The sequence below is a fragment of the Anabaenopsis elenkinii CCIBt3563 genome (assembly GCF_015245355.1).
Classification (GTDB): domain Bacteria; phylum Cyanobacteriota; class Cyanobacteriia; order Cyanobacteriales; family Nostocaceae; genus Anabaenopsis; species Anabaenopsis elenkinii.
In genome coordinates this window covers 464817-488281 of record NZ_CP063311.1, presented here as the reverse complement: position 1 = coordinate 488281, position 23465 = coordinate 464817, and the positions used below count along the sequence as shown (strand labels likewise).

Sequence of the window (23465 nt, the reverse complement as noted above, 5' to 3'; positions counted from 1 at the left end):
ATTAGTTGAGAATATAACAAATTGTGGGATTAATTTGCAACAAATATTTCTTATTGCTAAAAATTATAAATTAGTCAAAAAACTCCGGGGAAATCTGGAGTCGGAGAAAGCGGCTGTTAGATTGGTGTGGTTGTGGAATCTAGCAGCCGGACATCACGGATTATCTGTTATATTTAATACCAGTGATTTCGGCTTTTCCCTGACCCTAACTTAAGGATTCCAAATAATCCCGAATCAGGTTGCGCCGTTTAGGTTGGCGCAGCTTTTGCAAGGCTTTGGATTCGATTTGACGTACTCTTTCTCTGGATAAATCCAGAGCGCGCCCAATTTCGGCTAAGGAGTAAGGATGACCATCGGCTAAACCAAAGCGCATCAGTATGACATCACGTTCACGGCTAGTTAAATCTCCCAGCAGAGTATGCAAGTCTCTTTGTAAAGATTCTCGCACTAACATTTCTTCTGGGGTAACACCGTCGGTTTCCAATAATTCCCCTAACTCGGTGTCTTTATCTTTACCTACTTTGGTTTCCATGGACACGGAACGTGGTACCTTGAGTAACACTTCCCTGACTTGGTTTGGTGTCATTTCTAACTCAATGGCTAGGTCTTCCAAGGTGGGAGTACGACCTTTTTCTTGGGAAATTTTCCGTTGCGCTTTTTTGATTTTGTTCAGCTTTTCTGTAATATGAACAGGTAAGCGAATTGTCCGGCTATAAGTGGCGATCGCTCTTGTAATTCCTTGACGAATCCACCAATAGGCGTATGTACTAAAGCGATATCCCTTAGTGGGGTCAAATTTCTCTACAGCTCTTTCTAAGCCTAAAGTTCCTTCTTGGACTAGATCCAATAATTCTAAACCCCGATTTTGATACTTTTTGGCCACGGAGACTACCAAGCGCAAGTTGGCCTTGATCATGTGTTCTTTGGCCTGTAGTCCTTGGGATTTGATTTTTTCCAGGTCTTCTACTGTTAACTCGGCAATTTCTGCCCAGCGACGTTTACCACTTACTAAGGTGGGCTTGAGATCCGGTAGGCTCATCCCCGCAGTGCTAGCCCACCTTTCTAAAGATGGGCGGTGTCCCAGTTCAGATGTCAGACGCTCCTGAACCTCAATTAACTTGAGAAATGGCACAATCACTTGATCCCCTTGCTGCGCCGCCTGAGCCAGTACAGTCCGCATCCGCAAGTAGCGTTGGACTTTTTGGGCTTCTGAAACTTCTTGATCCCGCCCTAGAAGCTGTACTCGCCCAATTTCCTGAAGATATAAACGTACTAGGTCTGTACTCCTACGGTTAGTATTCCCCCCCAAGTTAGCAGGGTCAGTTGCTGCTACTTGTAACTCTTGGATATCATCCGCTGATAAGTCATCATCAATAATCAGTTCTGTGTTCAAACTCTCGACAGACTTCTTAGTGTGGGAAGCCTCATCTGCATAAAAAGATATTGCTGGCATAAGGGTAGTCTCAATGGCTCCAGGTAACAATAGATAATGGTGCAACTAATGAACTGGTGCTATTGCGTGATTCAAGATGAACTAATCTGGAGGAGGTTTAAGTTAAGTGTCTGATCCAGAAAACACACTGATATTTTTCACACTCTTACCGATGTATCGGTTGAGTGTTGAAATTGAACCAATAGCTATTCAAAATATCTAGGCTTTAAATGAACATGGAATATTTGACTGCGGGTGTTAACACCGGATATATATTCAGGGTGATCTGGGTAATTTCTATATACATATGTGACTGAAAAATATGTTTACCTAGGCTATAGTGATATATACATGGGGGCGAAAGAATATCCTGACAATTTAGGATTTTTTTTTCTAGGGATTATTGAGGAATCAATACAGGTAATAGTTTGTCATCCTAGGTCGGATTAACAGTTGTACTCTGATTTGATATCTCGTAGCATTAGTTCCTCTAATGCTTGTCGCGGTGTGACTTTACCTTGCAGTAAGCCATAAACTTGTTCTGTAATCGGGACTGCAATATTATCCTCCTTGGCTCGTTTGATTAACACTTGACAAGTATTCACACCTTCGGCTGTTCCTGGTAAATTTTCCAGAACTTCTACTAGTGTTTTCCCCCCGGCCATCTGGTAACCAACTTGGTAATTACGACTCAAGGGACTGTTGCAAGTGGCTAACAAATCTCCTAGACCGGATAAACCATAAAATGTTTCCGTCTTTGCACCCCAACTTTGGCCAATGCGAACCATTTCCGTAAGTCCACGAGTGACTAAAGCCGCCTTAGCGTTGCTTCCCAGATGTAGACCATCACATACACCAGCGGCGATCGCCATAATATTTTTTAATGTTCCCCCTAGTTCCACTCCTATGGGATCAGGATTAGTATATACCCGGAAACGACTAGAAGAAAATACCTGTTGTACAAATTCCGCCGCTTTCTGGTTCTGGCTAGCCACCACCGTCGCTGCTGGTAAGGATTGGCGAATTTCTGCCGACAGGTTTGGCCCCGATAAAACCACCACTGGATGATCAGGGAATGCTCCTTGCCAAATTTGCGAGGGTGTACAGGTAGTTTGGGGATCTAGTCCTTTGGTGGCTGTGACAAAAATGGTTTTACCTGACAGGGGGAGGAATTGAATTTGACAGACTATCTCACTCACCCCTGTCATGGAGATAGCCGACAAGATGATGTCGGCATTTTGTAAAACTGCTGATAAACTTACTTTTCCCCCACGTGACCAGATACGCACCTCATGGCCGTTGGCGGTGGCTAAGTTGGCTAAGGCCATAGCCCAAGCCCCTGCACCCAGTATACCTATGGTAGTTTTTTGCACCACTGTTGATAATCACTGAAAATTACTTAAGGACTCTACACCGACCTGACGGGGGTAGCGTTGCATTAGTTCTCTGACTTGTTCTGCATGATATGAGCTTCTTGTCAAGGGTGAAGAAACAACTTGTAAAAATCCGATTTCTGCACCGAATACCTGCCAAGCTGCAAATTGTTCTGGGCTGATAAAGTTATTAACTTGCAAGTGTTTTTGACTGGGTTGGAGATATTGCCCAATGGTCAAAATATCACAATCTACACTGCGTAAGTCTGCCATGACTTGGCGGACTTCCCCATCAGTTTCACCCAGCCCCACCATAATCCCAGATTTGGTGTATACTTGGGGGGCTATTTGCCGCGATCGCCCCAGTAATTCTAAACTCCGTCGGTAGTTTCCCTGGGGACGTACCCGGCGGTATAACCGCTCTACCGTTTCTGTGTTGTGGTTGAGTACCTCTGGCGAGGCTTGTAAAATCACTTCTAAAGCCTTCCAATTACCGCACAAGTCAGGAATTAATACCTCAATTGTGGTTTGAGGTGAGAGTTCCCGCACTGCTTGAATACACTGCACAAACTGAGAAGCACCACCATCAGGTAAATCATCACGGTTGACCGAAGTAATCACCACATGATTTAACTTCATCCGCTCCACAGCTGCTGCTAGTCGTCCTGGTTCTGTGGGGTCTAGAGGTTGGGGTTTTTTCTCAAAGTCAATATCACAGTAAGGACAGGCGCGGGTACAAGCTGGACCCATAATTAAAAATGTGGCTGTACCAGCTTGAAAGCACTCACCAATATTAGGACATGACGCTTCTTCACAAACTGTGTTAAGCGCTAAATCCCGCAAAATTTCTTTAACGTTACCAACGCGCTGCCATTGAGGCGCTTTTACTCGCAACCAGTCTGGTTTAACAGTCACAATCTGCCTTTATGAAGTTATACAAATCTCATCCTAGCAAAGGGTAGCTCAATGAGTTAGGGTGAGATATTGATTATATATCAACAAAGTTGTACTATTATGATATAATCGTTTGGTGTTTGGTGGCGGGATGTAGCGCAGCTTGGTAGCGCACTTCGTTCGGGACGAAGGGGCCGCTGGTTCGAATCCAGTCATCCCGATTTTTTGTACATTCTCAAATTAAATGTACGTTGCCAAATTATTTGACCGGGTTGCCCAACTACCTAGTCATCACGGTGTATTGGCTTTGAAAGCTATTACAATGATAGCTTTTATTTATTTTTATTGCTTCAGTTAGGAACAATCCCAAACTAAGTGCGCCTTTCAACCCACCTAAATTCGAGGCCGCCCTAAACCTGGAAATGCAGCATAACCTATGAACTCCAGCACCCATGACCATGATTTTTATGCTTGGACACAAGAACAAGTAAACCTGTTAAAAACAGGACAACTTGATCAGGTCGATTGGCAAAATATTGCCGAAGAAATAGAAGACATGGGACGCTCAGAAAAACGACAATTAGAAAGTAGATTAGAAATTTTAATTATCCACCTTTTAAAATGGCAATTTCAGCCTAGCTTACGCTCTCGCAGTTGGCAACTAACCATTAAAGAGCAACGGCTACGTTTAGAAAAACTCCTGGAAAAAAACCCTAGTCTTCAACCTAATGTCACTGTAGCCATAGAAGATGTTTATCCTCTAGCTACCATTAGCGCCGAAAGAGAAACGGGATTATCATCATTTCCCGAAACCTGTCCCTACAAACTCACAGAGATTTTATCCCCTGAATTTTTACCACAGTAAATTATAGGAGTCGAAGATATTTGCCCTAGGAGCGATCGCACTAGCGCTGCTGCACTGAGCTTGAGCCGAAGTGCAGATCCCACATCTTATAGTTGAGCAAATACCAGAAACTGAGTAGATTTTCTCATGGCTGTATGGGTAAAATGGCAGCAAGGTGAAAATATAAATTTACTAATTTACGAATTTACGCCAAGACGAAATTCTAAACTAAATTGAGGTGATTTAGTGCCAGTAAATGCTGATAAACCGCACCTGTGGAAGCAAGATATTGCCCAGTCGGTAGACTTTTACAACAGTTGGTTCATGCAATTTGCTCCCAGAGCTTACCGGGATACTCGCATTTCTACAGCGCAACAGGTTGAATCCGCATTGGTTTGGACAGCCAATCTGACCAACATCACGCCTGCGGTGTTACGCCAACAGCCATCGCTTCTCCCTATACTGCGGATGGCAACAGCACCACCCATTGCCCGCGATCGCCTGATCGGACTAGCTGGTGTGCCGCCCAACCTGATAAAAAATATGGAAGTTGGTCAGCGCATTCCACCAAAGATGAATAGTACAATTGTGGATGCCGAACTGGAAAAAATCGCTCAAGTAATTGCACGGCTCATTGATAAAGACATCTTCCCTTGGTTGGATACAATGCTAGAACCGACTGAGACACAAATCCACAGGGCAGCAACAATTGTTGCCGACCGATTTTGTGGTGCGCTGGCTGATCCAATAATTCGCAACGCTCAAGAGCAAAGACAGCTTACCACAATCAAGCAACACTTGGAGGAGCGGGGCTACACTTACGTAAGGGGAGGAGCCGGATTGAGATTTGAGACAATGCAGCTAGGGACTTTCTCATTTCGACTCAATATTCCAGTCAACTTGCAGTCTGGCAGCAAACAGGTCAATCTCCCCATTGACGCTGTGATTATGCCGCTCCAGTCTACACTTGGTGATTTACCTCTACTTATTGAAGCTAAATCAGCTGGGGATTTTACCAATCCCAACAAACGACGCAAAGAGGAAGCAGTTAAAATCGCGCAATTAAAGAGTAATTACGGTAATCAAGTTCGTTTTGTCCTGTTCCTTTGCGGTTATTTTGATAGCGGCTACTTGGGCTATGAAGCTGCTGAAGGAATTGACTGGTTATGGGAACATCGCATCGACGACCTAGCATTATTTGGAATATGAATATAACGAAAGCTACAGAACAAACCAGGGCGTTGCGTCAATCACAACTAGATGAAGCCAAAACCCAAATCGAGCGTAACAAACTCGGACAGTTTGCCACACCAACAGATTTGGCATCCGACATTTTGAAATATGCATTTGAGTTATTTCCAGCACATCTCAAAGTCCGTTTTCTTGACCCTGCCTTTGGCACAGGTTCTTTCTACTCGGCATTATTACAGGTATTTCCTCTATCACAAATTGCAGAAGCAGTAGGTTACGAAATTGATGCACACTACGGATTAGAAGCGATTTCAATTTGGCGTAACACGCCACTAAAGTTGAATATTGCTGACTTTACCCAAGCAACACTACCAAACTGTGATGATAAAAAAGCGAACTTACTCATTTGCAATCCACCTTATGTACGACATCATCATTTGAGCCGAATTGAAAAGCAGCGATTACAAAGTAAAACTTTTCAGATCACAGGAATAAAACTCAGCAAATTAGCTAGCCTTTACTGCCATTTTTTGGGTATTTCGGATGCATGGATGGCTGAGAATTGCTTGGCTGGTTGGCTAATCCCCAGTGGATTTATGGACGTAAATTACGGGCAGCAAGTTAAGGAGTATCTCTTAAATCAGGTTACATTGCTGCGCGTTCATCGGTTTCATCCAAATGATATCCAATTTGAAGATGCATTAGTATCTAGTGCCATTGTTTGGTTTAAGAAAGCTTTGCCACCAGCTAACCATCATGTTGAGTTCAGCTATGGCGGTAGTCTGACAGAACCTGACGAAAGTCAGCATATTTCTGTAGAGGTGTTATGTGATCAAACCAAGTGGATAAAGATTGGAAATGTCTCAAATAAAATAGGCGACAATTTTCAGCAATTTCAGCTAAAAGATTTATTTACTATCAAACGGGGGCTAGCTACGGGAGCTAATAATTTCTTTGTCCTCACAAAGCAGCAAGTTACTGCGTATCAACTTCCTACAGATTTCTTCAAGCCGATTCTACCTAGTCCCCGCTATTTATTAGTTGATGAAATTGAAGCTGATAACGTGGGTAATCCCATTTTAGAACAGCAGCTATTTTTGCTTGACTGCCATTTGCCTTTATCTGAGGTGAAAGCAAAGTATCCAATGCTTTGGCAATATCTCCAGATGGGAGTAGAGAATGGAATTAGCGATCGCTATTTGTGCAGACATCGCTCTCCCTGGTATTCACAGGAGAATCGTTCACCCTCCCCATTCCTCTGTACCTATATGGGTCGTCAAGATACTAAAAGAGGCAGTCCCTTTCGCTTTATTCTCAATCACTCCCAAGCAACGGCTACTAACGTTTACTTGATGTTGTATCCTAAACCTATCCTGGATAAAGCACTTTCACAAAATTCGGAAAAAATAAAGCAAGTGTGGCAAGCTTTGAATGAGATTTCTGATGAAATGCTAATGGGAGAGGGTCGCTTGTACGGAGGTGGACTGTATAAGCTGGAGCCAAAGGAATTGGCTAATGTTCTAGTCTTCAACCTAATGTCACTGTAGCCATAGAAGATGTTTATCCTCTAGCTACCATTAGCGCCGAAAGAGAAACGGGATTATCATCATTTCCCGAAACCTGTCCCTACAAGCTCACAGAGATTTTATCCCCTGAATTTTTACCACAGTAAATTATGGAGATATCCCCGACTTCTCAGTGTCATTTTATGCAGTAGCCATGAATGTGAATAGAAGTCGGGGATATGAGAGTCAGGAGCGGTGATTAACCACCCATGATCTTACTGATAAGCATCCATAGGTAGACAAGCACAAACAAAATGGCGATCGCCAAAAGCCGAGTCAACTCTCCCCACACTAGGCCAGAACTTATATTCACGAGTCCAGGGCGCAGGGTAAGCAGCTTGTTCACGGGAATAGCCATGACTCCAAGCTCCCGCAATCAAACTGTGAGCGGTATGGGGTGCATTTTTGAGCAGATTATCTTGCAGATCCATCTGACCAGATTCAATAGCAGATATTTCTCCCCGGATAGCAATCAACGCTTCACAGAACCGGTCTAACTCTGCGCGAGATTCGCTTTCTGTGGGTTCCACCATCATAGTACCCGCCACAGGCCAAGACACAGTAGGCGCATGGAAACCATAATCAATCAGGCGCTTGGCGATATCATCAACTTCGATGTGCGCCGACTTTTTCACCCCCCGTAAATCTAAAATACACTCATGGGCGACAAAATCATTTTTGCCCTTATACAGCACCGGATAGTAAGACTTTAAGCGGTGGGCAATATAATTTGCATTGAGAATTGCCACCTTAGTCGCCTGGGTCAAACCCTCAGACCCCATCATAGTAATGTACATCCAAGAGATAACTAAAATACTAGCACTACCCCAGGGCGCAGCAGCCACCGCCCCAATTTGAGTATCTCCAGAGGGTATAACCGGGTGTCCAGGGAGGAAAGGAACAAGATGTTGAGCCACACCAATCGGTCCCATACCAGGGCCACCGCCACCATGAGGAATACAGAAAGTTTTATGCAGATTTAAATGACAGACATCTGCCCCAATATCTCCAGGGCGACAAATACCCACTTGGGCATTCATATTCGCCCCATCCATATACACTTGTCCACCGTGATGGTGAACAAGAGCGCAGATTTCCTGAATCCCTTCCTCAAACACACCATGGGTGGAAGGATAGGTGACCATTAAAGCCGCCAGTTGATGGCTGTGTTTAGCGGCCTTGGTTTGCAAATCATCTAGGTCAATATTACCCACAGCATCACAAGCAACTGGGATCACCTTCATCCCACACATCACCGCACTGGCGGGATTAGTTCCATGGGCGGACTCAGGAATTAAACAAATATTACGGTGTCCTTCGCCGCGACTGTGGTGATATTGACGAATTACCAAAAGTCCTGTATACTCTCCCTGAGAACCGGCATTAGGTTGTAAAGAAATTCCCGCAAACCCTGTAATTTCCGCCAACCAGCTTTCCAGTTGCTGAAAGAGGATTTGATAACCGCGGGTTTGGGAAACCGGCGCGAAGGGATGAATCTTAGCGAACTCCTCCCAACTAACGGGGATCATCTCTGCGGTAGCATTCAGTTTCATGGTACAGGAACCCAAGGGAATCATGGATGTAGTTAAAGATAAATCCTTGGTTTCCAGCTGATGCAGATAACGTAATAACTCAGTTTCGGAATGATAGCGGTTAAACACCGGATGAGTCAGATAACTGCTGGTGCGCTCCAGTAAGAGATGAGAACGGGAGTCAGAAGTTAATTCTTCTATAGTAAAGGGTAGGTCATCGGTCAGAGCGAAAATCTGCCACAGATCAATTAAATCTTCTGGGGTAGTAGTTTCATCTAGGGAAATACCCACAGATGTAGGATCAAAAACCCGCAGATTAATCTTTCTTTCTTGACAAGCTTGCAGAATTGGTGTAATGGATTGTGTGGCTAACTCTACGCGCAGGGTATCAAAGAAATATTCAGAACTAATCCTGTAACCCAGCCGCTTGAGTCCTGCAGCTAAAATCACAGTTAACTGGTGAATGTTACAGGCAATGTTTTTAATACCATCTCCACCATGATATACAGCATACATACTGGCCATGACTGCCAATAACACCTGGGCAGTACAGATATTACTAGTAGCTTTTTCCCGCCTTATATGCTGTTCCCGGGTTTGTAAAGCCAGACGTAATGCGGGATGACCGTGAGCATCTTTTGATACTCCCACTATTCGCCCTGGAACCTGGCGCTTATACTGTTCTTTGGTAGCGAAGTATGCCGCATGGGGTCCCCCAAACCCCAGAGGAATACCGAAACGTTGAGTACTACCCACTGCAATATCAGCGCCCAATTCTCCGGGCGGTGTCAATAAAGTTAAACTTAAGGGGTCTGCTACTACCGTCACCAATGCACCCTGAGCATGGGCTTTTTCAATAAAAGCGCGGTAGTCGTAAATCGTGCCATCAGTAGCAGGATATTGGAGAACAGCCCCAAAAATCCCTTGGGTAAAATCTTGGCGATGATCACCGATAATGATTTCAATCCCCAAGGGTTGAGCACGAGTTTTCAAAACCTCGATAGTTTGGGGATGACAGTTATCAGAGACAAAATAAGCATGGGCTTGATTTTTGCACACCCCATAACTCAGACTCATGGCTTCTGCTGCTGCGGTCGCTTCATCCAGTAAGGAAGCGTTAGCAATTTCTAACCCTGTGAGGTCAATAATCATGGTCTGGAAATTCAGCAGGGCTTCCAGTCGTCCCTGGGCGATTTCTGGCTGATAGGGGGTGTAAGCTGTATACCAACCGGGATTTTCTAGAATATTGCGCTGAATCACCGGGGGGGTGATACAGTCGTAATATCCAGTACCGATGTATGAACGGCACACCTGATTTTTAGCAGCAATTTGTTTTAATTTATTCAGGGCGCTATATTCACTTTGGGCTGGTGGTAATTTGAGCTTTTTTTGTAGGCGAATACCTGGGGGTACTGTGTGATCAATCAGTGAATCCAGAGTTTCTAAACCCAATACCTCAAGCATTTGTTGGATTTCTTGGGAGTCGGGGCCAATGTGGCGTTCTGGGAAATTAGTTAACTGTGGAGTGCTTTGACTAGTTATTTCACTAGTTATTTTACTAGTTATTTCACTAATTATTGGTTCATGGCTGGATTGGGGAATAGGTGGGTAACTTACCACAAGTTGAGCTCCAAACGTAACTACTTCATATTTTGCAACAAATATTCAAAGACTGTAGGGACTTGTCCCTACATATCTCATCTACTCCCCTTCTACCAGGGCGCGGTACTGATCAGCGCTCAAACCATCCAGTACCTCATCGGGATCATTAACACGTACTTTTAACAACCAGGCTTCGCCATAGGGGTCTTCTGCTATTTGTTCGGGAGAATCCAGTAAAGCCTCATTGCGTTCTATGACTGTACCGGTAACTGGTGAATTGAGGTCTTCAACGGCTTTCACAGATTCAATGGTGCCAAAAGTTTCTCCCTTGGTTACTAGGTCACCAATGTCTGGTAATTCCAAAAAGACAACATCACCCATTTGGTCTATAGCAAATTCAGTAATACCAATGGTACCAATTTCCCCATCTAGCCGCACGTATTCATGAGTATCTAGATATTTCAAGTCCTGGGGGTATTCAAAAGACATTTTAGTTTTTTCCTTCCATATCAAAATAGTTAGCGCCCACAGTTCCCTAATTTAGGGGCGGTAATTACGAGTTTCCCTGTAGGTAGAACATAGTTAGCTTCCCCCTTCTGGCGGAAGGAGGTATAAGCTATTGTTGCACCTACTGAAGTTTAAATTAGGTAACTCAAAACACATTATCAGTTAGTGAGACGATTTTGGGAGCGATAAAACGGACGTTTGACTACAACACCCGGATAATTCTTACCACGTATTTCTACTTCTAACTGTTCACCCACCTTTGCTAGTGGAGTAGGAACGTAGGCTAAGGCTATAGGATAGCCTAATGTGGGGGATAAAGTCCCGCTGGTAATCTCGCCCACAACTTCACCTGCTGATAGAATAGGGTAGCCATGGCGCGCAATATTCCGCCCTGACATTTGTAGGCCGATTAATCGCTTTTTCACTCCCTGGGCTTTTTGCTGTGCAAGAATTTCTCGCCCGATAAAATTATCTTTACTGTCGAGGTGAACTAACCACCCTAAACCCGCTTCTAGGGGGGTGGTGGTGTCGTCAATATCTTGACCATAAAGGGCCATGGCTGCTTCTAGTCGTAGGGTGTCTCTAGCACCTAGTCCGCAAGGAGTAACGCCGGTTTGATGGAGTCTTTGCCACAATTCTATACCCTGATCTGCATCTACCATGACCTCAAAACCATCTTCTCCGGTGTAACCGGTGCGGGCGATAAAGGCGGGTTTACCCAGTAGAGTTGTTTGGAGATGACCAAAGGGTTTAATAGGTTGTAGGTCTGCTTGTACTAAGGTCTGAAGATGTTTAACGGCCTGTGGTCCTTGGATGGCAATTAATACTTGTGATTGTGACAGGTCTTGGAATTCTAGCTGATTTTGGTCTATTTGCTGTAATAGCCATGTTTTATCTTTATCGGTGGTGGCTGCATTGACAATTAGTACAGCCTTTTGTGTGCCGGTGCTGTCCTCACCTTGATAGTATATGATGATGTCGTCAATAATTCCTCCCTGGGGATTGAGTAAGACTGTGTATTGTGCTTCACCTGGTTTTAGTCGGTTGAGGTCTGAGGGTACTAAGGGCTGAAGTTGGTTAATTAGGTGTTTACCCTGGAGGGTGAATTTACCCATGTGGGATATATCGAACATCCCCGCTGTGGTTCTCACAGCTTCATGTTCCTGACTAATACCAGTAAATTGTACAGGCATTTCCCAACCGCCAAAGCTGGTAAAGCGGGCTTTGAGTTCTGCACCTAGTTGATATAAGGGGGTTCGCCTTAGGGATGGGGTGATGTCTTGTTGATGAGCCACGGGTATTTATGCGATCGCAGGTCATTATATATCCTAGGGTATGCTTTATGGTTATGGCTCAGGCTAGCGGGGGTTAATCACCGTCAGTCAGCTGTAATAGTGAATAATATAATTGTTGAGATTTGTTAACAAAAAAATGATTAAGTATTGGCAACTACTGGCTAGTTTGGTTTTAGTTACCTTTGTGTTTTTCTTCCCCCTCTCCGCTCAAGCTGCTAGTTCTTCTAGTATCACCCGTTCTGTGGGTGAGGAAGTAGAGGTAAAAGATTATTCGGGTCAAGATTTGGTGGGGAGTGAGTTTACCAATGTGGTTTTAAAGAACACTAATTTTAGTAATACGAATTTCCGCGGCGGTGTGTTCAATGGCTCTTTGTTAGAGGGGGTAAATCTCCATGGTGCAGATTTTAGCGATGGTATAGCCTATTTGACTAAGTTTAAAGGTGCTGATTTAACTGATGCTGTATTTACCAATGCGATGATGTTACGTTCTATCTTTGAGAATGTGGACATCACCGGGGCTGATTTTACCGATGCGATTTTAGATGGACCGGAAATTAAAAAACTCTGCGCTCAAGCTAGTGGGGTGAATCCTCAAACTGGTGTAGATACTCGCGAATCTCTCCAATGTAAGTAATAATACAGTATATTACTTTTAATTCAGGGATATAATTTAGAATCCAGGGGTGAAAACCCCTGCTTAGATGTATTTAAGTTCATTAATTCCCTGGTGCTAATTTAGTAATACTTGCTTTGCTGCAACTTCCATCAGCTTTTCTCTGCTTTCTCTCCCTTGTTTTAATTTGGCTTCTAGGCGATCGCACAGGGACATCAGGCGATCGCACTTCTCTACAATCCTTTTTTGTTCCGCAAGGGGTGGGAGGGGAACTTGAATATATTTGAGTTTTTCGAGTGAAATATAGGGTATAGCTGAACCCACCGAGTTTTCTTTAATATAGTTTTGAACCTCATCTGAGAGTAAAACAAATTTTAAATAATAGGGATTTACTATAATTTGTTTAATTAAGGCTAATTGAACAAATATACTAAATTCAATATCTACTTCTACAACAGTTGTAATGCCAATTGTGCCGCCAACTTTACATATCAAAATATCACCCTTTTCAGGGTTACATCTTTGATAATATATTTCATGGTCTTCATGTGAAATATATTTAGTATTACTAAAATCTAGCATTCCATTTTTTAACTGTGTGACAGATAAAAATGGAATTCCACATTCAGTATATTTTGGTGTTTTATGAACTCCATCAGTAATTTTAGAGCATATATCATCTAATCTTGTCCACTCCCATCCTACAGGTAGTTTAAATGCTACTTCGTCTATTTCAATCGCTGGTAATATTTGTGACTTTCTAATTTTTTTCTCCTTGATCAACCACTCTTTCTCAAGCTTTATTTTTTCCAATAACACCGCAGCAGGTTCATCATTTGGATCTTGGCGCACAAGCTTACCCATGACAGCCAATTGCAAAATCGCCTGACGTAGTTTAGGAATAGTTTCAGGGACACTGTAAAGTAAATCAAAATTATTACAAATGCGTTCCCAATGGTGGCGGAAATCATCGGGATTTTGGGAGGAGAGGAGTTGAGCGATCGCACTTTCATTCATCCTCACAATACTATCTTGCTTTTGTTTCTGCTGTTTTTCGATTTCGTCGCACAGGGACATCAGGCGATCGCACTTCTCTACAATCCGTTTTTGTTCCGCAAGGGGTGGGAGGGGTACAACCATCTTTCTTAATCCGCTTAAAGGAACAGTCTTTTGAGCAATTCCTGTTGCACATTCAGTTGCTTGTTTCAAAACCATCTCAGAACTGAGCAAATATTTTAGATACTCAACGTTGAAAAATTGAGACGGTTTAATGATTGATATGTGGCGTTGTACACAAAAAGGTTTATCTGTATTGACTAAAACAGGAATACCGTATGAACCTACTAGCGTATAGAGAATATCTCCTTTCTTGGGAACGCGGATTACATCAAGCCTTGTGAAATATTCTTCAGGGACAAATCTAGTATTAGTAAAATCTAGAAAACCATTCCTGACGTTACCAATTACTAATAAAGGAATGCCAATTTCTGTTTGTGGTGGAGCTAGATGATCTCCATCTGTTATTACAATGCAAACATCTTGAAGTTTTACCCATTGCCAGTTTTGAGGAATTTTATTGAGTAACTCAAAGCTTTTCTCTATAGGTATTGGTTTATCTTTCTTAATTTTACCCTGCTGAACTAAATTCTCTTTCTCAAGCTTTATTTTCTCTAACAGAACTGAAGCAGGTTCATCATTTGCATCTTGGCGCACAAGCTTACCCATGACAGCCAATTGCAAAATCAACTCCCGCAACTTAGCTGTTGCATTTGGCGCATCAGTCAACAATTCAAAATTTTGAAAAAAAGTATCTACTTTCATTTAAACGGATTCACAATTTCTAATTTATTATCTACTAATAACCCATGGTGCATATCTTCAGAATAGAGAATACTTGCTCCCCCAGCTAAAGCACAAGCAACAATTAAACTATCCCAAAAAGAGAAATTATACCTACTCCTAAGATGAGAATAGTTCACAAAAATATCACGATTAAATGTAATTATGTGATAACCTTGATAAAATGCCTCTATTAACTGTGTGATTTTTTGCTCAGTAAAAGAAGATTTTTTAATGAGATTAAGACATACTTCATTAATAACTTGTGTACTAATGATTACCCCTTCACCATTGACTAAACCACAAGCTATATGGCGTTTGTTAATGTATTCATGATTTGCCAGGGCATAAATCCAGATATTAGAATCTAGAAAATGTCCATTCTCATGAATTGCGGTCATAAATCTCCTCTCGTGTCAAAGGTGGCCATTCAAACTCAACCGGATGCTCCATGAGTTCAGCAATAATATTTACTGCTGCTGTTTTTCTAACTTTTTTCATCACAATTACTTTTACAGACTCTCCATCTAGTTCTCCTTGATAAATTTCGGGAATTTGAATTACACCATCTTTGACAATACCTTGAAATTCTACTACTTCCATCTGCATAATCTCATCTCCAGATATTTTCAGATATTTTGTTTCTATCTATGATTCTATAGTTTGATTAACTTGATCATTCAAAGCTGACATCAACTCAAATTTTAACTTACCGCGCACATCACCCAACTCACCCATGAGTTTGTGATACTCTGCTAACATTTCATCTAAATCAGCTTGTGCTACATCCACTTGGTGGGGATTTTTAATATCTAGGTTGTAATTATTCGCCTTTAAATCAGTAATTGTAACTTTCCAAGCAAATTCATTCTCCTCGCGCTTATCCCACCATTCCTGCTCTGGTGCAAACTCCTCAAAGCGAATCGGCTTAGTTTTAGAATATGACTTATACCCCCCTGGGTAGGGGTGTTCATAATACCAGATGGTTTCTGTGGGTTCCCCTTTAGTGAAAAATAGCAGATTAGTCTTAATACCTGTGTAGGGATTAAATACCCCATTGGGTAACCGCACAATTGTATGTAGATTGCAATCTTGCAGCAGTTTTTCCTTAATGCGAGTCTTCACACCTTCCCCAAACAGAGTTCCATCTGGTAAAACTATTGCGCCTCTACCGCCTTGTTTGAGTAAATTAGCAATCAGCACTAAGAATAAATCTGCGGTTTCCCTAGTGCGGAAGGTAGCGGGGAAATTATCCTCAATTCCATCTTCTTCCATCCCCCCAAAAGGCGGATTAGTAATAATGACATCTACCCGTTCTTGAGGACTGTAGTCCCGCAATGGTCGCGCCAAAGTATTATCATGTTCAGCGGCGGGTATATCAATACCATGTAAAATCAAATTAGTGATACACAGGTTATAAGGTAAGGGCTTTTTCTCAGTTCCGCAAATTGTCCTTTGCAGAATTTGTGGGACATCAGCACTTTGGAAATGTTGGCGAATATAATCAATAGTTGCTGTTAAAAACCCACCTGTACCACAAGCGGGGTCAAGGACAATTTCCCCTAATTGCGGTTTGATTCTATCGACAATAAACTTAGTCACCGCACGGGGAGTATAATATTCTCCTGCATTTCCCGCACTTTGCAAATCTTGGAGAATCTTTTCATAAATTTGGCTGAACTGTTTTTTCTGCTCTTTTTTATTAAAGTCAATTTCATTAAGTTTGTTAATTACTTGGCGGATGAGAGTACCATTTTTCATATAATTGTAGGCATCTTCAAATACCTTACCAATCATTTGCCCACGGGGATCAGTGGCGGTAGTTCTCAGGTCTTTGAGAGTTTTAAATAAAGCATGATCGACAAAATCTAGTAAAGCATCTCCGGTAATTCCTTCTGAATCCGTAGCCCAGTTACGCCAGCGCAAACCTTCAGGAATGGGAGATTTATAATTATCCTCTAGGAGTTCGTATTCTTGTTCACGAGCATCAAAAACCTTGAGGAAAATCATCCAAACTAATTGACTGATGCGTTGGGCGTCACCATCAACGCCCGCATCTTTGCGCATGGTATCTTGAATACTTTTAATTGTAGTGCTGATAGACATAATAAATTTTGTCTTTGTCCCGTTTGTCCTAGTGGGTTGGTCAATGTAAGAGGATGTTTGTCAAGTCATGATTAGTGTATCAACTATTGTTTCACCCCTCCCTAACCCTCCCCTTGTAAGGGGAGGGGACTGGATTTTATTGTTTTTTGTGTGTCCCCCATTCCCCATTCCCCGTTCCCCGTTCCCTGTTCCCTGTTCCCTGTTCCCTGTTCCCTAAGATCAAAATTACCTGTTGAAAACTTATCAAACATCCTCTAAGAAATATATAGTTTTTTATCTTGATGCCATCCCCGAAATTCTGCAATAATAATCAAAATGTTATCCCCCACAGCTACACCATTAGTTAGTTGCTCAATAATGCAACCTTCCAGGGGATATATTCCTGATTGTTGCAGTAATCATTCCAGTTTGGATAATAACAATCAATTACTTGAGCCAAAATTAGCCTTTATATATATGAATAAACCAGAGCAATCATCTCATCGGACTAAGAATATTGTCATAGAAAACCAGAAAGAAAAAGAACTCATGCATGATGTTCTTCTGTTGCTGCAGAACTTGATTTCAAGGGAAGAGACTACAGTCAAGCTAATAATGGATTCTCTCTATGATGCTGGGTCAGTTAACCTGATTAACCATAAATTTCCTGCTCGCACTCTTAATAGAATTCTCAAACTTATTTCCAGAACATCCAAGCCAGTCTTTAGAATTTTTGCTTGGCGTTGGTTTAAAAATAATGGGCCTCAACTAATCACTAACTGGATGCACAGCAAGATTGCTTTCAAAACGACCCAAACAGCATTCAACATTTCTGCCAAAAAACAAGTTGTTCTAGCAAATCCCGACCCAAAGCTTAATCCTCTAATTAAGCCTCAGTATCAACTGCAGGAAGTGAAACATCTTCGTTCCCAGGTGACACTGCTAACTGGTATTTTGGCTGGGGTGGTGACTGTATTCGGTGCTAGCTTTATTTGGTTAGGTTATTCTCTGGAGCGATCGCATATGGAAAGGATTGTAGAATTACAACATCAGGTGAAAACCCTGGAAGCTAGCCTCAAAGGATATTAGCTACATCTAGAAGTAGCCCGGAAGTTATGACCGCGGGCTAGATATATATAGGGGTTTCTTCCAGGGGAGGGACTATTGAGGATTAGGACTAACTTGGTCAATCACCCTAATTTTACCATCTGCTTCTACAGTCCAGACATCGTAAACACCCACAACATCCCCATTGGCATCAATATCTACATTACCACTTGCCCCTTGGTAGTTAATCTCTTGACCCTCTCGAAGTAACTTTAGCCCCTCGCAGACATTAGTAACTTCTATACCAGGTGCATTAGCAACATCACGTATTTTCTTAGCAATGCCAACCCCTGTATTTTCCTGGGCGGATTGGGCGGCCAGTACCAACAAAGCCGCAGCATCCCAAGCTTGGGGAGCATATTCCCCGGGGGAACCGCCTTTTTTTTCTTGCCACAGTTGATTAAAAGCTGCTAGGGCTTGGCCATCGGAACCGGGTACTGTACCCAGGGCTCCCGCCAAGAGATATTTCCCATCTCTACCTTGACCTACTTGGTTTGGGAAGGTAGATGATTTTACCCCATCAGTTAGTAAAATTTGCACCCCATCAGTCAAACCTTGTTGATAAGCAGTTTTGAGGAGGAGACTACCTGTTTCAGCGTAGAGAACCGCTACAACTGCATCGGGGTTACCTGCAAAAGCCGCAGCAGCTTCACTATCAAAAGTTTGGGCTTTGGGGTCGTAGCGGACGGGATTATTTTTATTAACTACAGTTCCCCCCAATTTCTCAAAAGCTTCCACAAATGCTCTTTCAAACCCTACTCCATAGTCGTTATTAATCACAACTGTAGAAACCCGTCGGAAACCTTTTTGATTAGCTAGTTGAGCTAATGCTAAGGCTTGGTAAGTATCAGGAGGGGCTGTACGTGCCCAAAAGCCTTGAAATTCACCTTTTTGGGCTTTTTCTGTAAAAACTGGACTGGTGCTACCAGGAGAAACCAACATCACTTGATTCGGCACAGCAACTGAGACAGCAGCAGTAGAAACACTACTAGCAAAGGAACCAACTACCCCAGCTACCCGGTCTAAAGTTGCTAACTTAGTCATACCAGCAGCACCCGCTCTAGGATCGGTTTGGTCGTCCACTTCTATGAGGGTAACTGGTTGTCCATTCACTCCCTCGCAAGCGTTAACGGTGTCCACTAGCAAGGGGACAGAGGCTACCATTTGCTGTCCAACGGATGCTAGGTCACCAGTAGTTGGTAGTAAAGTACCAATTTTTAGCCCGGAACTACTCTCGCCTGTAGTATTAGTATTGTTATTAGCATTTTCGCAAGCTCCTAAAAGGAAACCTGTTGCTAGGGTAGCTATGCTCAAGCCTAAGACGCTATTAATTTTTGACACAGTTTACTTTTTCCCCTGAGATATTTAGGAGCCTAAAAGTCAGATTTTACTTGACAGGCTGCAAAGGTTCATACTCCCCTCTGTAAACAGAGGGGAATTGTTGGTTTAATGACTGTGATAAATAATAGCATCTACCCACGGCAGTAAAAATGTTGACTAAAACATCAATATTAATTGATGTATAACATGGGTAATGCACTAGTCAGTCAAAGGTTTTCGGCATTTTTGTTTATCAAACGGAGAGAGAGGGATTCGAACCCTCGGTACGGAGTTACCTGCCGTACAACAGATTAGCAATCTGTCGCTTTCGACCACTCAGCCATCTCTCCAGATGGGCTACAGATTTTAAATATAGCAGAGTATTTTTAATTAGTCAACTATCGTTGATAAAATTATTTGAAGTATCGGACGTCAATATAGAATCTCCTGACTATAAGTCAGGAGACTGACAGCTGTTGCAAAACTTACAGATTACGAATTATTCTGAATACTGAGTTAACTAAAGAACTTGCGATCGCATCCACGCCCCTGGCAAAGAGAGTAACTTTTGCCACTGAGGTACATAAGCACGTCTGGTAAACACGTTGTAATCGTTATGTTCAATGATGGTTAAAATTCGACTGTAATGCATGAGAGCCGCCCATACAGGCCAACGAGCATCAGGGGATAGATAACTAATACCTCTTTCAGCGTTAGTATAAAATTCTCTGGCTCTGTTAATTTCAAACTGCATTAGGGAGCGCCATCGGTCATCAATTACACCTTTAAATAAATCTTCCTCCGTGTAATTGAATCGTGCCAAATCCTCCAGAGGAATATAAATTCTCCCCCGTCGTGCATCTTCGCCTACATCTCTGAGGATGTTAGTGAGTTGCTTGGCTATTCCCAAGGCAATTTCTTCTGCAGTGGGCATATAAGGCTGCTGTTGACAGTTCCAAGGGGCTGAATTTCGAGTTTCATCCAATCCCATAATCGAGGTTGACATTAAGCCAACAGTACCAGCGACGCGGTAACAGTAGAGGTATAAATCCTCAAAAGTTTCATAGCGACTGCGATACAAATCCATCTGCTGACCAGCAATCATATCCCGGAAGGGCTGAATTTCGATGGGAAAGCGTCGAACAGTATCAGCCAAAGCTACATCATAATTTTCTACTGGTTCCCCAGCGAAAATTGACTCTAGCTGCTGCTCCCATAAATCTAGGGTTTCTGGCGTGGTCATGGCAGATCCAGGACCATCTACCAATTCATCCGTACGGCGACACCATGCGTAAATCGCCCAAATGGGAGGACGTTTTTCTTCGCTCAGGAGCAAAGTGCTTAGGTAAAAAGTCGCCGAATACTTGGCTATAAGTTGCCGACAAAGTTTGTAGGACTCGTCTATAGAGACCAGCGTTTTCATGCGCGGAGGGGAATCAGGCAGTTGCAGCATTCGTTGCGGGCGTTCGGGTTGGCGTTTGCAGGTCGTCTGAGGAATTTTCTACCGGGAAAGCTTCCGAGACTGCTTGCGCTGTCAGCTTACCAGAAAGTACAGCACCTTCCATACTGGCTAGGTAGCGTTGCATGGTGTAATCCCCAGTGAGATAAAAGTTACTGATGGGGGTTGTTTGTGAGGGGCGGTACTGTTGGCGACCTGGTGTCGCTTTGTAAACTGATCGCGGCGTTTTTACTACATGATATTTTAATAATTTAGCGTTATTTTCTTGGCCAAAATGGTCAGGGAAGAGTTTTTCCAACTCACCCAGGGTGGCGTTAACAATTTCCTCATCTGATTTACTAATCCAATCTTTTGCCGGAGCTAAAACTAATTCCAACATCGAGCGATCTGGATTAGCATATTCACGACAGGCATTGCTCATATCAGCATAAACGCTCAGAAGGGGCGATCGCGAGAATAATAAGTGATCAATATCTGTGAGTTTACGATCAAACCACAAATGGACATTAATTACAGGTACGCCTTCCAACCCTTCTAGCTTTTGGAAAAACTCCATTTCCTGCCAAGGTTTTGGTAGCATTACCTTTAACGGGTCAACTGGCATAGCTGACACATACAAGTCCGCTGTCAAGATTTCATCTTCAGCCCCATTTAACCCTCTGAGTAAAAATCCTTTGACTGTACCATCAGGGTTGAGCAAAATTTCCTTGAGGGGAGCATTTAGCCGGACTTCCCCACCACCTTCTGTGATGTAATCTACTATGGGCTGACACAATCGCTCTGTGGGGGAACCGTCTAAAAATGCCATTTTAGAACCGTTCTTTTCCTGCAAAAACCGATTCAGGGCTGTGAGGAGGATGGTAGCAGAGATTTCATCCGGTCCAATGAAGTTTAATGACTTGCACATGGCAATGAAAACTTCTGTATTCACCCGTTCGGGAATCTTTTGTTTACGTAGCCACTCTGTCCAGGAGTATTTATCCATCTCCTCAACATATTTTTGCCCCTGAACCATTGCTGGAATCAATCCTAGACCAAATTTAATTTTTTCTGGCCATGTGAGCATATCATTGTTTCTCAGAATCGCCACTACACCATTTAAGGGCGCTGGCAAATCCGGGAAGTCAAAACGGCTGTAGGTTCCTGGGGCTTCAGGTTGATTGAAGATCATTGTGTGTTCTTTCCACTGCAATCGATCTTCAATATCCAGTTCTTTAAATAGCTGCAACATATTGGGATATGCGCCAAAAAAGATGTGCAAACCCGTTTCGTACCAGTCTCCATCAGCGTCTTTCCACGCAGCCACTTTACCACCCAATACATCCCGGCGCTCCAAGACAATGGGAGTGTGACCTGCGTCTGTGAGATATTTTGCGCAGGATAGCCCTGCTAGACCAGCACCCGCGATCGCGACTCGCATTTAAACTTACTGCCTTTTAATATTTCTTTATGGTTTTGTCGTTCTCATTATACGTTGCAATCCGTTACATTTGGCAGGAGTTGTGCGATCGCTTCTGAAAAAAACTTCCAGAAGGGATAATTTCCCGGTTCCCTGTGTGTTTCCATCCTGGTGCCAATAATCTATAACACTGATCATATCAAGGTTCTACTTTCCTGTGCTGTCCCAGCCCTAGTTTTGCGGCTTTGCATCCTTCCCATAAGTTAATATATCGAGTAACTTTTATATTCTCTTATTTCTTTCTATGATCACATCTGGGCAGCTACAAACCTTTGGGAATCATTTAATAGTTGGTGTTTCTGGCACTCAATTAAGTGATGATGATAAACGTCTCCTCAGTGACTTACACCCAGTTGGGGTGATTTTTTTTGCTCATAACTTTGAGGATGGTAAACCTTACGAAGTATGGCTAGAAACTTTCGCGCAACTTAACCACCAAATCCGAGAATATGCTCAACGTGACTCTATGTTTATGACATTAGACCACGAAGGGGGAAGGGTCGTGAGGACACCTGCACCAATTACCAGATTTCCCTACGCCTTACTGTTGGGAAAAACCCACGCCTATGCAGTCGCAAAAGCCACCGCATTAGAACTAAAATCCTTGGGTATAAACTTATCCTGGTCTCCCGTAGCAGATATTTTTTCCCATCCTCAAAATCCCATTATCGGACCTCGTGCTTTTGGTCACACCCCAGAAACCACAGCTGAAGCTGTATGTGAATACTACAGAGGACTTCAGGAAGGGGGAATATTAGGATGTGGGAAACACTTTCCTGGACATGGAGACACTAGTAAAGATTCTCACATTGAACTACCCATACTCAATCTGACCCTAGAAGACCTGCACAAACGGGAGCTAATACCCTTTAAAGCCCTGATTGCCGAGGAAATTCCCCTAATCATGACCGCTCATATTTTATTCCCCCGCATAGACCCCAAATTACCAGGGACACTTTCCCCAGCTATCCTCAAAAGCATACTCCGGGAAGAATTGGGCTTTGAGGGAGTAATAGTATCCGACGACCTGGATATGAAAGCTGTTTCCGATATGTTTACCCACAGTGGTACAGTAGCCCAAGCCTTTGATGCTGGCTGTGATTTATTTATTGTCTCCCGTAATCTTAATTCCTTATCCATAGAACGTACCTATCAGATGGCTGAAGATTTTGCCGATTCCTTAAATCAAGGTAGTCTGGATCAATCCATAGTCACCGCAGCTAGAAATAGAATCGAGAAACTACTAGGGGAGACTCCCCAATATACCATTCATACTTTGGATGAAAATACCCTACAGGAACACGCCCAACTAGCGATCGCCTGTTGTTACCAGAACAGATAAAATTAT

At 42.9% G+C, this 23465-nt stretch carries 20 protein-coding genes and 2 tRNA genes; 8 read left to right on the top strand and 14 right to left on the bottom strand.

The features are described from left to right. Nucleotides 1-205 precede the first annotated feature (205 nt). The 3 genes from sigC to lipA form a co-directional block, all read right to left on the bottom strand. Nucleotides 206-1453, bottom strand: a complete 1248-nt coding sequence (gene sigC / locus IM676_RS02270) for an RNA polymerase sigma factor SigC (RefSeq protein ID WP_200988789.1) — start codon at nt 1451-1453, stop codon at nt 206-208. A gap of 425 nt (nt 1454-1878) precedes the next feature. Next, entirely contained in the window at nt 1879-2805 is a 927-nt protein-coding gene (locus IM676_RS02265; protein WP_200990047.1) for an NAD(P)H-dependent glycerol-3-phosphate dehydrogenase, read from the bottom strand. 12 nt (nt 2806-2817) lie between these two features. After that, on the bottom strand, nt 2818-3720 hold the full coding sequence (gene lipA / locus IM676_RS02260; protein WP_200988788.1) for a lipoyl synthase: 903 nt from the start codon (nt 3718-3720) through the stop codon (nt 2818-2820). Between the two features lie 126 nt (nt 3721-3846). Between lipA and IM676_RS02255 the strand changes: the two genes are divergently transcribed. The 5 genes from IM676_RS02255 to IM676_RS02235 all read left to right on the top strand — a co-directional run bounded on the left by IM676_RS02255 (nt 3847) and on the right by IM676_RS02235 (nt 7406). Beyond that, nucleotides 3847-3920 (top strand) — tRNA-Pro (locus IM676_RS02255). 215 nt (nt 3921-4135) lie between these two features. Next, complete coding sequence (locus IM676_RS02250) at nt 4136-4564, top strand: DUF29 domain-containing protein (protein ID WP_200988787.1); 429 nt, start codon at nt 4136-4138, stop codon at nt 4562-4564. A gap of 225 nt (nt 4565-4789) precedes the next feature. After that, nucleotides 4790-5752 carry a XamI family restriction endonuclease gene (locus IM676_RS02245; protein WP_200988786.1) on the top strand — a complete coding sequence of 321 codons (963 nt, stop codon included), beginning with the start codon at nt 4790-4792 and terminating at the stop codon, nt 5750-5752. Further along, entirely contained in the window at nt 5749-7281 is a 1533-nt protein-coding gene (locus IM676_RS02240; protein WP_200988785.1) for an Eco57I restriction-modification methylase domain-containing protein, read from the top strand. Before IM676_RS02245 ends, IM676_RS02240 begins: the two co-directional genes overlap by 4 nt. Before the next feature lie 2 nt (nt 7282-7283). Continuing rightward, entirely contained in the window at nt 7284-7406 is a 123-nt protein-coding gene (locus IM676_RS02235; protein WP_200990046.1) for a DUF29 family protein, read from the top strand. A 108-nt stretch (nt 7407-7514) separates the two neighbouring features. Here IM676_RS02235 and gcvP read toward each other — a convergent pair whose 3' ends face one another. The 3 genes from gcvP to gcvT all read right to left on the bottom strand — a co-directional run bounded on the left by gcvP (nt 7515) and on the right by gcvT (nt 12235). After that, nucleotides 7515-10397, bottom strand: coding sequence for an aminomethyl-transferring glycine dehydrogenase (gene gcvP, locus IM676_RS02230; protein WP_225880492.1), 2883 nt, complete (start codon nt 10395-10397; stop codon nt 7515-7517). Between the two features lie 135 nt (nt 10398-10532). Continuing rightward, the gene (gene gcvH / locus IM676_RS02225; RefSeq protein ID WP_200988783.1) at nt 10533-10922 is read right to left on the bottom strand and encodes a glycine cleavage system protein GcvH; all 390 of its coding nucleotides are present in this window, start codon (nt 10920-10922) and stop codon (nt 10533-10535) included. Between the two features lie 176 nt (nt 10923-11098). Next, nucleotides 11099-12235, bottom strand: a complete 1137-nt coding sequence (gene gcvT, locus IM676_RS02220; RefSeq protein WP_200988782.1) for a glycine cleavage system aminomethyltransferase GcvT — start codon at nt 12233-12235, stop codon at nt 11099-11101. 139 nt (nt 12236-12374) lie between these two features. Here gcvT and IM676_RS02215 point away from each other — a divergent pair, with 139 nt between their 5' ends. Then, the gene (locus IM676_RS02215) at nt 12375-12869 is read left to right on the top strand and encodes a pentapeptide repeat-containing protein (RefSeq protein WP_200990045.1); all 495 of its coding nucleotides are present in this window, start codon (nt 12375-12377) and stop codon (nt 12867-12869) included. Nucleotides 12870-12965: 96 nt separating this feature from the next. On the opposite strand, the gene IM676_RS02210 is transcribed toward IM676_RS02215, so the two are convergent. The 4 genes from IM676_RS02210 to IM676_RS02195 are packed head-to-tail and all read right to left on the bottom strand — an operon-like array spanning nt 12966 to nt 16793. After that, the gene (locus IM676_RS02210) at nt 12966-14669 is read right to left on the bottom strand and encodes a restriction endonuclease subunit S (protein WP_200988781.1); all 1704 of its coding nucleotides are present in this window, start codon (nt 14667-14669) and stop codon (nt 12966-12968) included. Next, complete coding sequence (locus tag IM676_RS02205; protein ID WP_200988780.1) at nt 14666-15088, bottom strand: PIN domain-containing protein; 423 nt, start codon at nt 15086-15088, stop codon at nt 14666-14668. Before IM676_RS02205 ends, IM676_RS02210 begins: the two co-directional genes overlap by 4 nt. Next, nucleotides 15072-15290 (bottom strand): hypothetical protein, encoded by a 219-nt coding sequence (locus tag IM676_RS02200; protein ID WP_225880434.1) that lies wholly within the window; start codon nt 15288-15290, stop codon nt 15072-15074. Before IM676_RS02200 ends, IM676_RS02205 begins: the two co-directional genes overlap by 17 nt. Nucleotides 15291-15335: 45 nt before the next feature. Further along, a complete protein-coding gene (locus tag IM676_RS02195) occupies nt 15336-16793 on the bottom strand; it encodes a type I restriction-modification system subunit M (RefSeq protein WP_200988778.1) in 1458 nt (485 codons plus the stop codon). Between the two features lie 456 nt (nt 16794-17249). On the opposite strand from IM676_RS02195, the gene IM676_RS02190 reads away from it, so the two are divergent. After that, nucleotides 17250-17861 (top strand): hypothetical protein, encoded by a 612-nt coding sequence (locus IM676_RS02190; protein WP_200988777.1) that lies wholly within the window; start codon nt 17250-17252, stop codon nt 17859-17861. Nucleotides 17862-17933: 72 nt separating this feature from the next. Here the strand turns inward: IM676_RS02190 and IM676_RS02185 are convergent, their stop codons facing one another. From IM676_RS02185 to pds, 4 genes are all read right to left on the bottom strand, one after another. Continuing rightward, nucleotides 17934-19220 (bottom strand): ABC transporter substrate-binding protein, encoded by a 1287-nt coding sequence (locus IM676_RS02185; protein WP_200988776.1) that lies wholly within the window; start codon nt 19218-19220, stop codon nt 17934-17936. A gap of 237 nt (nt 19221-19457) precedes the next feature. Continuing rightward, nucleotides 19458-19549, bottom strand: a tRNA-Ser gene (locus IM676_RS02180). A 170-nt stretch (nt 19550-19719) separates the two neighbouring features. Continuing rightward, nucleotides 19720-20652 (bottom strand): 15-cis-phytoene synthase CrtB, encoded by a 933-nt coding sequence (gene crtB / locus IM676_RS02175; RefSeq protein WP_200988775.1) that lies wholly within the window; start codon nt 20650-20652, stop codon nt 19720-19722. Further along, entirely contained in the window at nt 20636-22078 is a 1443-nt protein-coding gene (pds, locus tag IM676_RS02170) for a 15-cis-phytoene desaturase (RefSeq protein ID WP_200988774.1), read from the bottom strand. The genes crtB and pds overlap by 17 nt, the downstream gene beginning before the upstream one ends. A 283-nt stretch (nt 22079-22361) precedes the next feature. Here pds and nagZ point away from each other — a divergent pair, with 283 nt between their 5' ends. Beyond that, nucleotides 22362-23459 (top strand): beta-N-acetylhexosaminidase, encoded by a 1098-nt coding sequence (nagZ, locus tag IM676_RS02165; RefSeq protein ID WP_200988773.1) that lies wholly within the window; start codon nt 22362-22364, stop codon nt 23457-23459. The last annotated feature ends 6 nt before the right edge of the window (nt 23460-23465 follow it).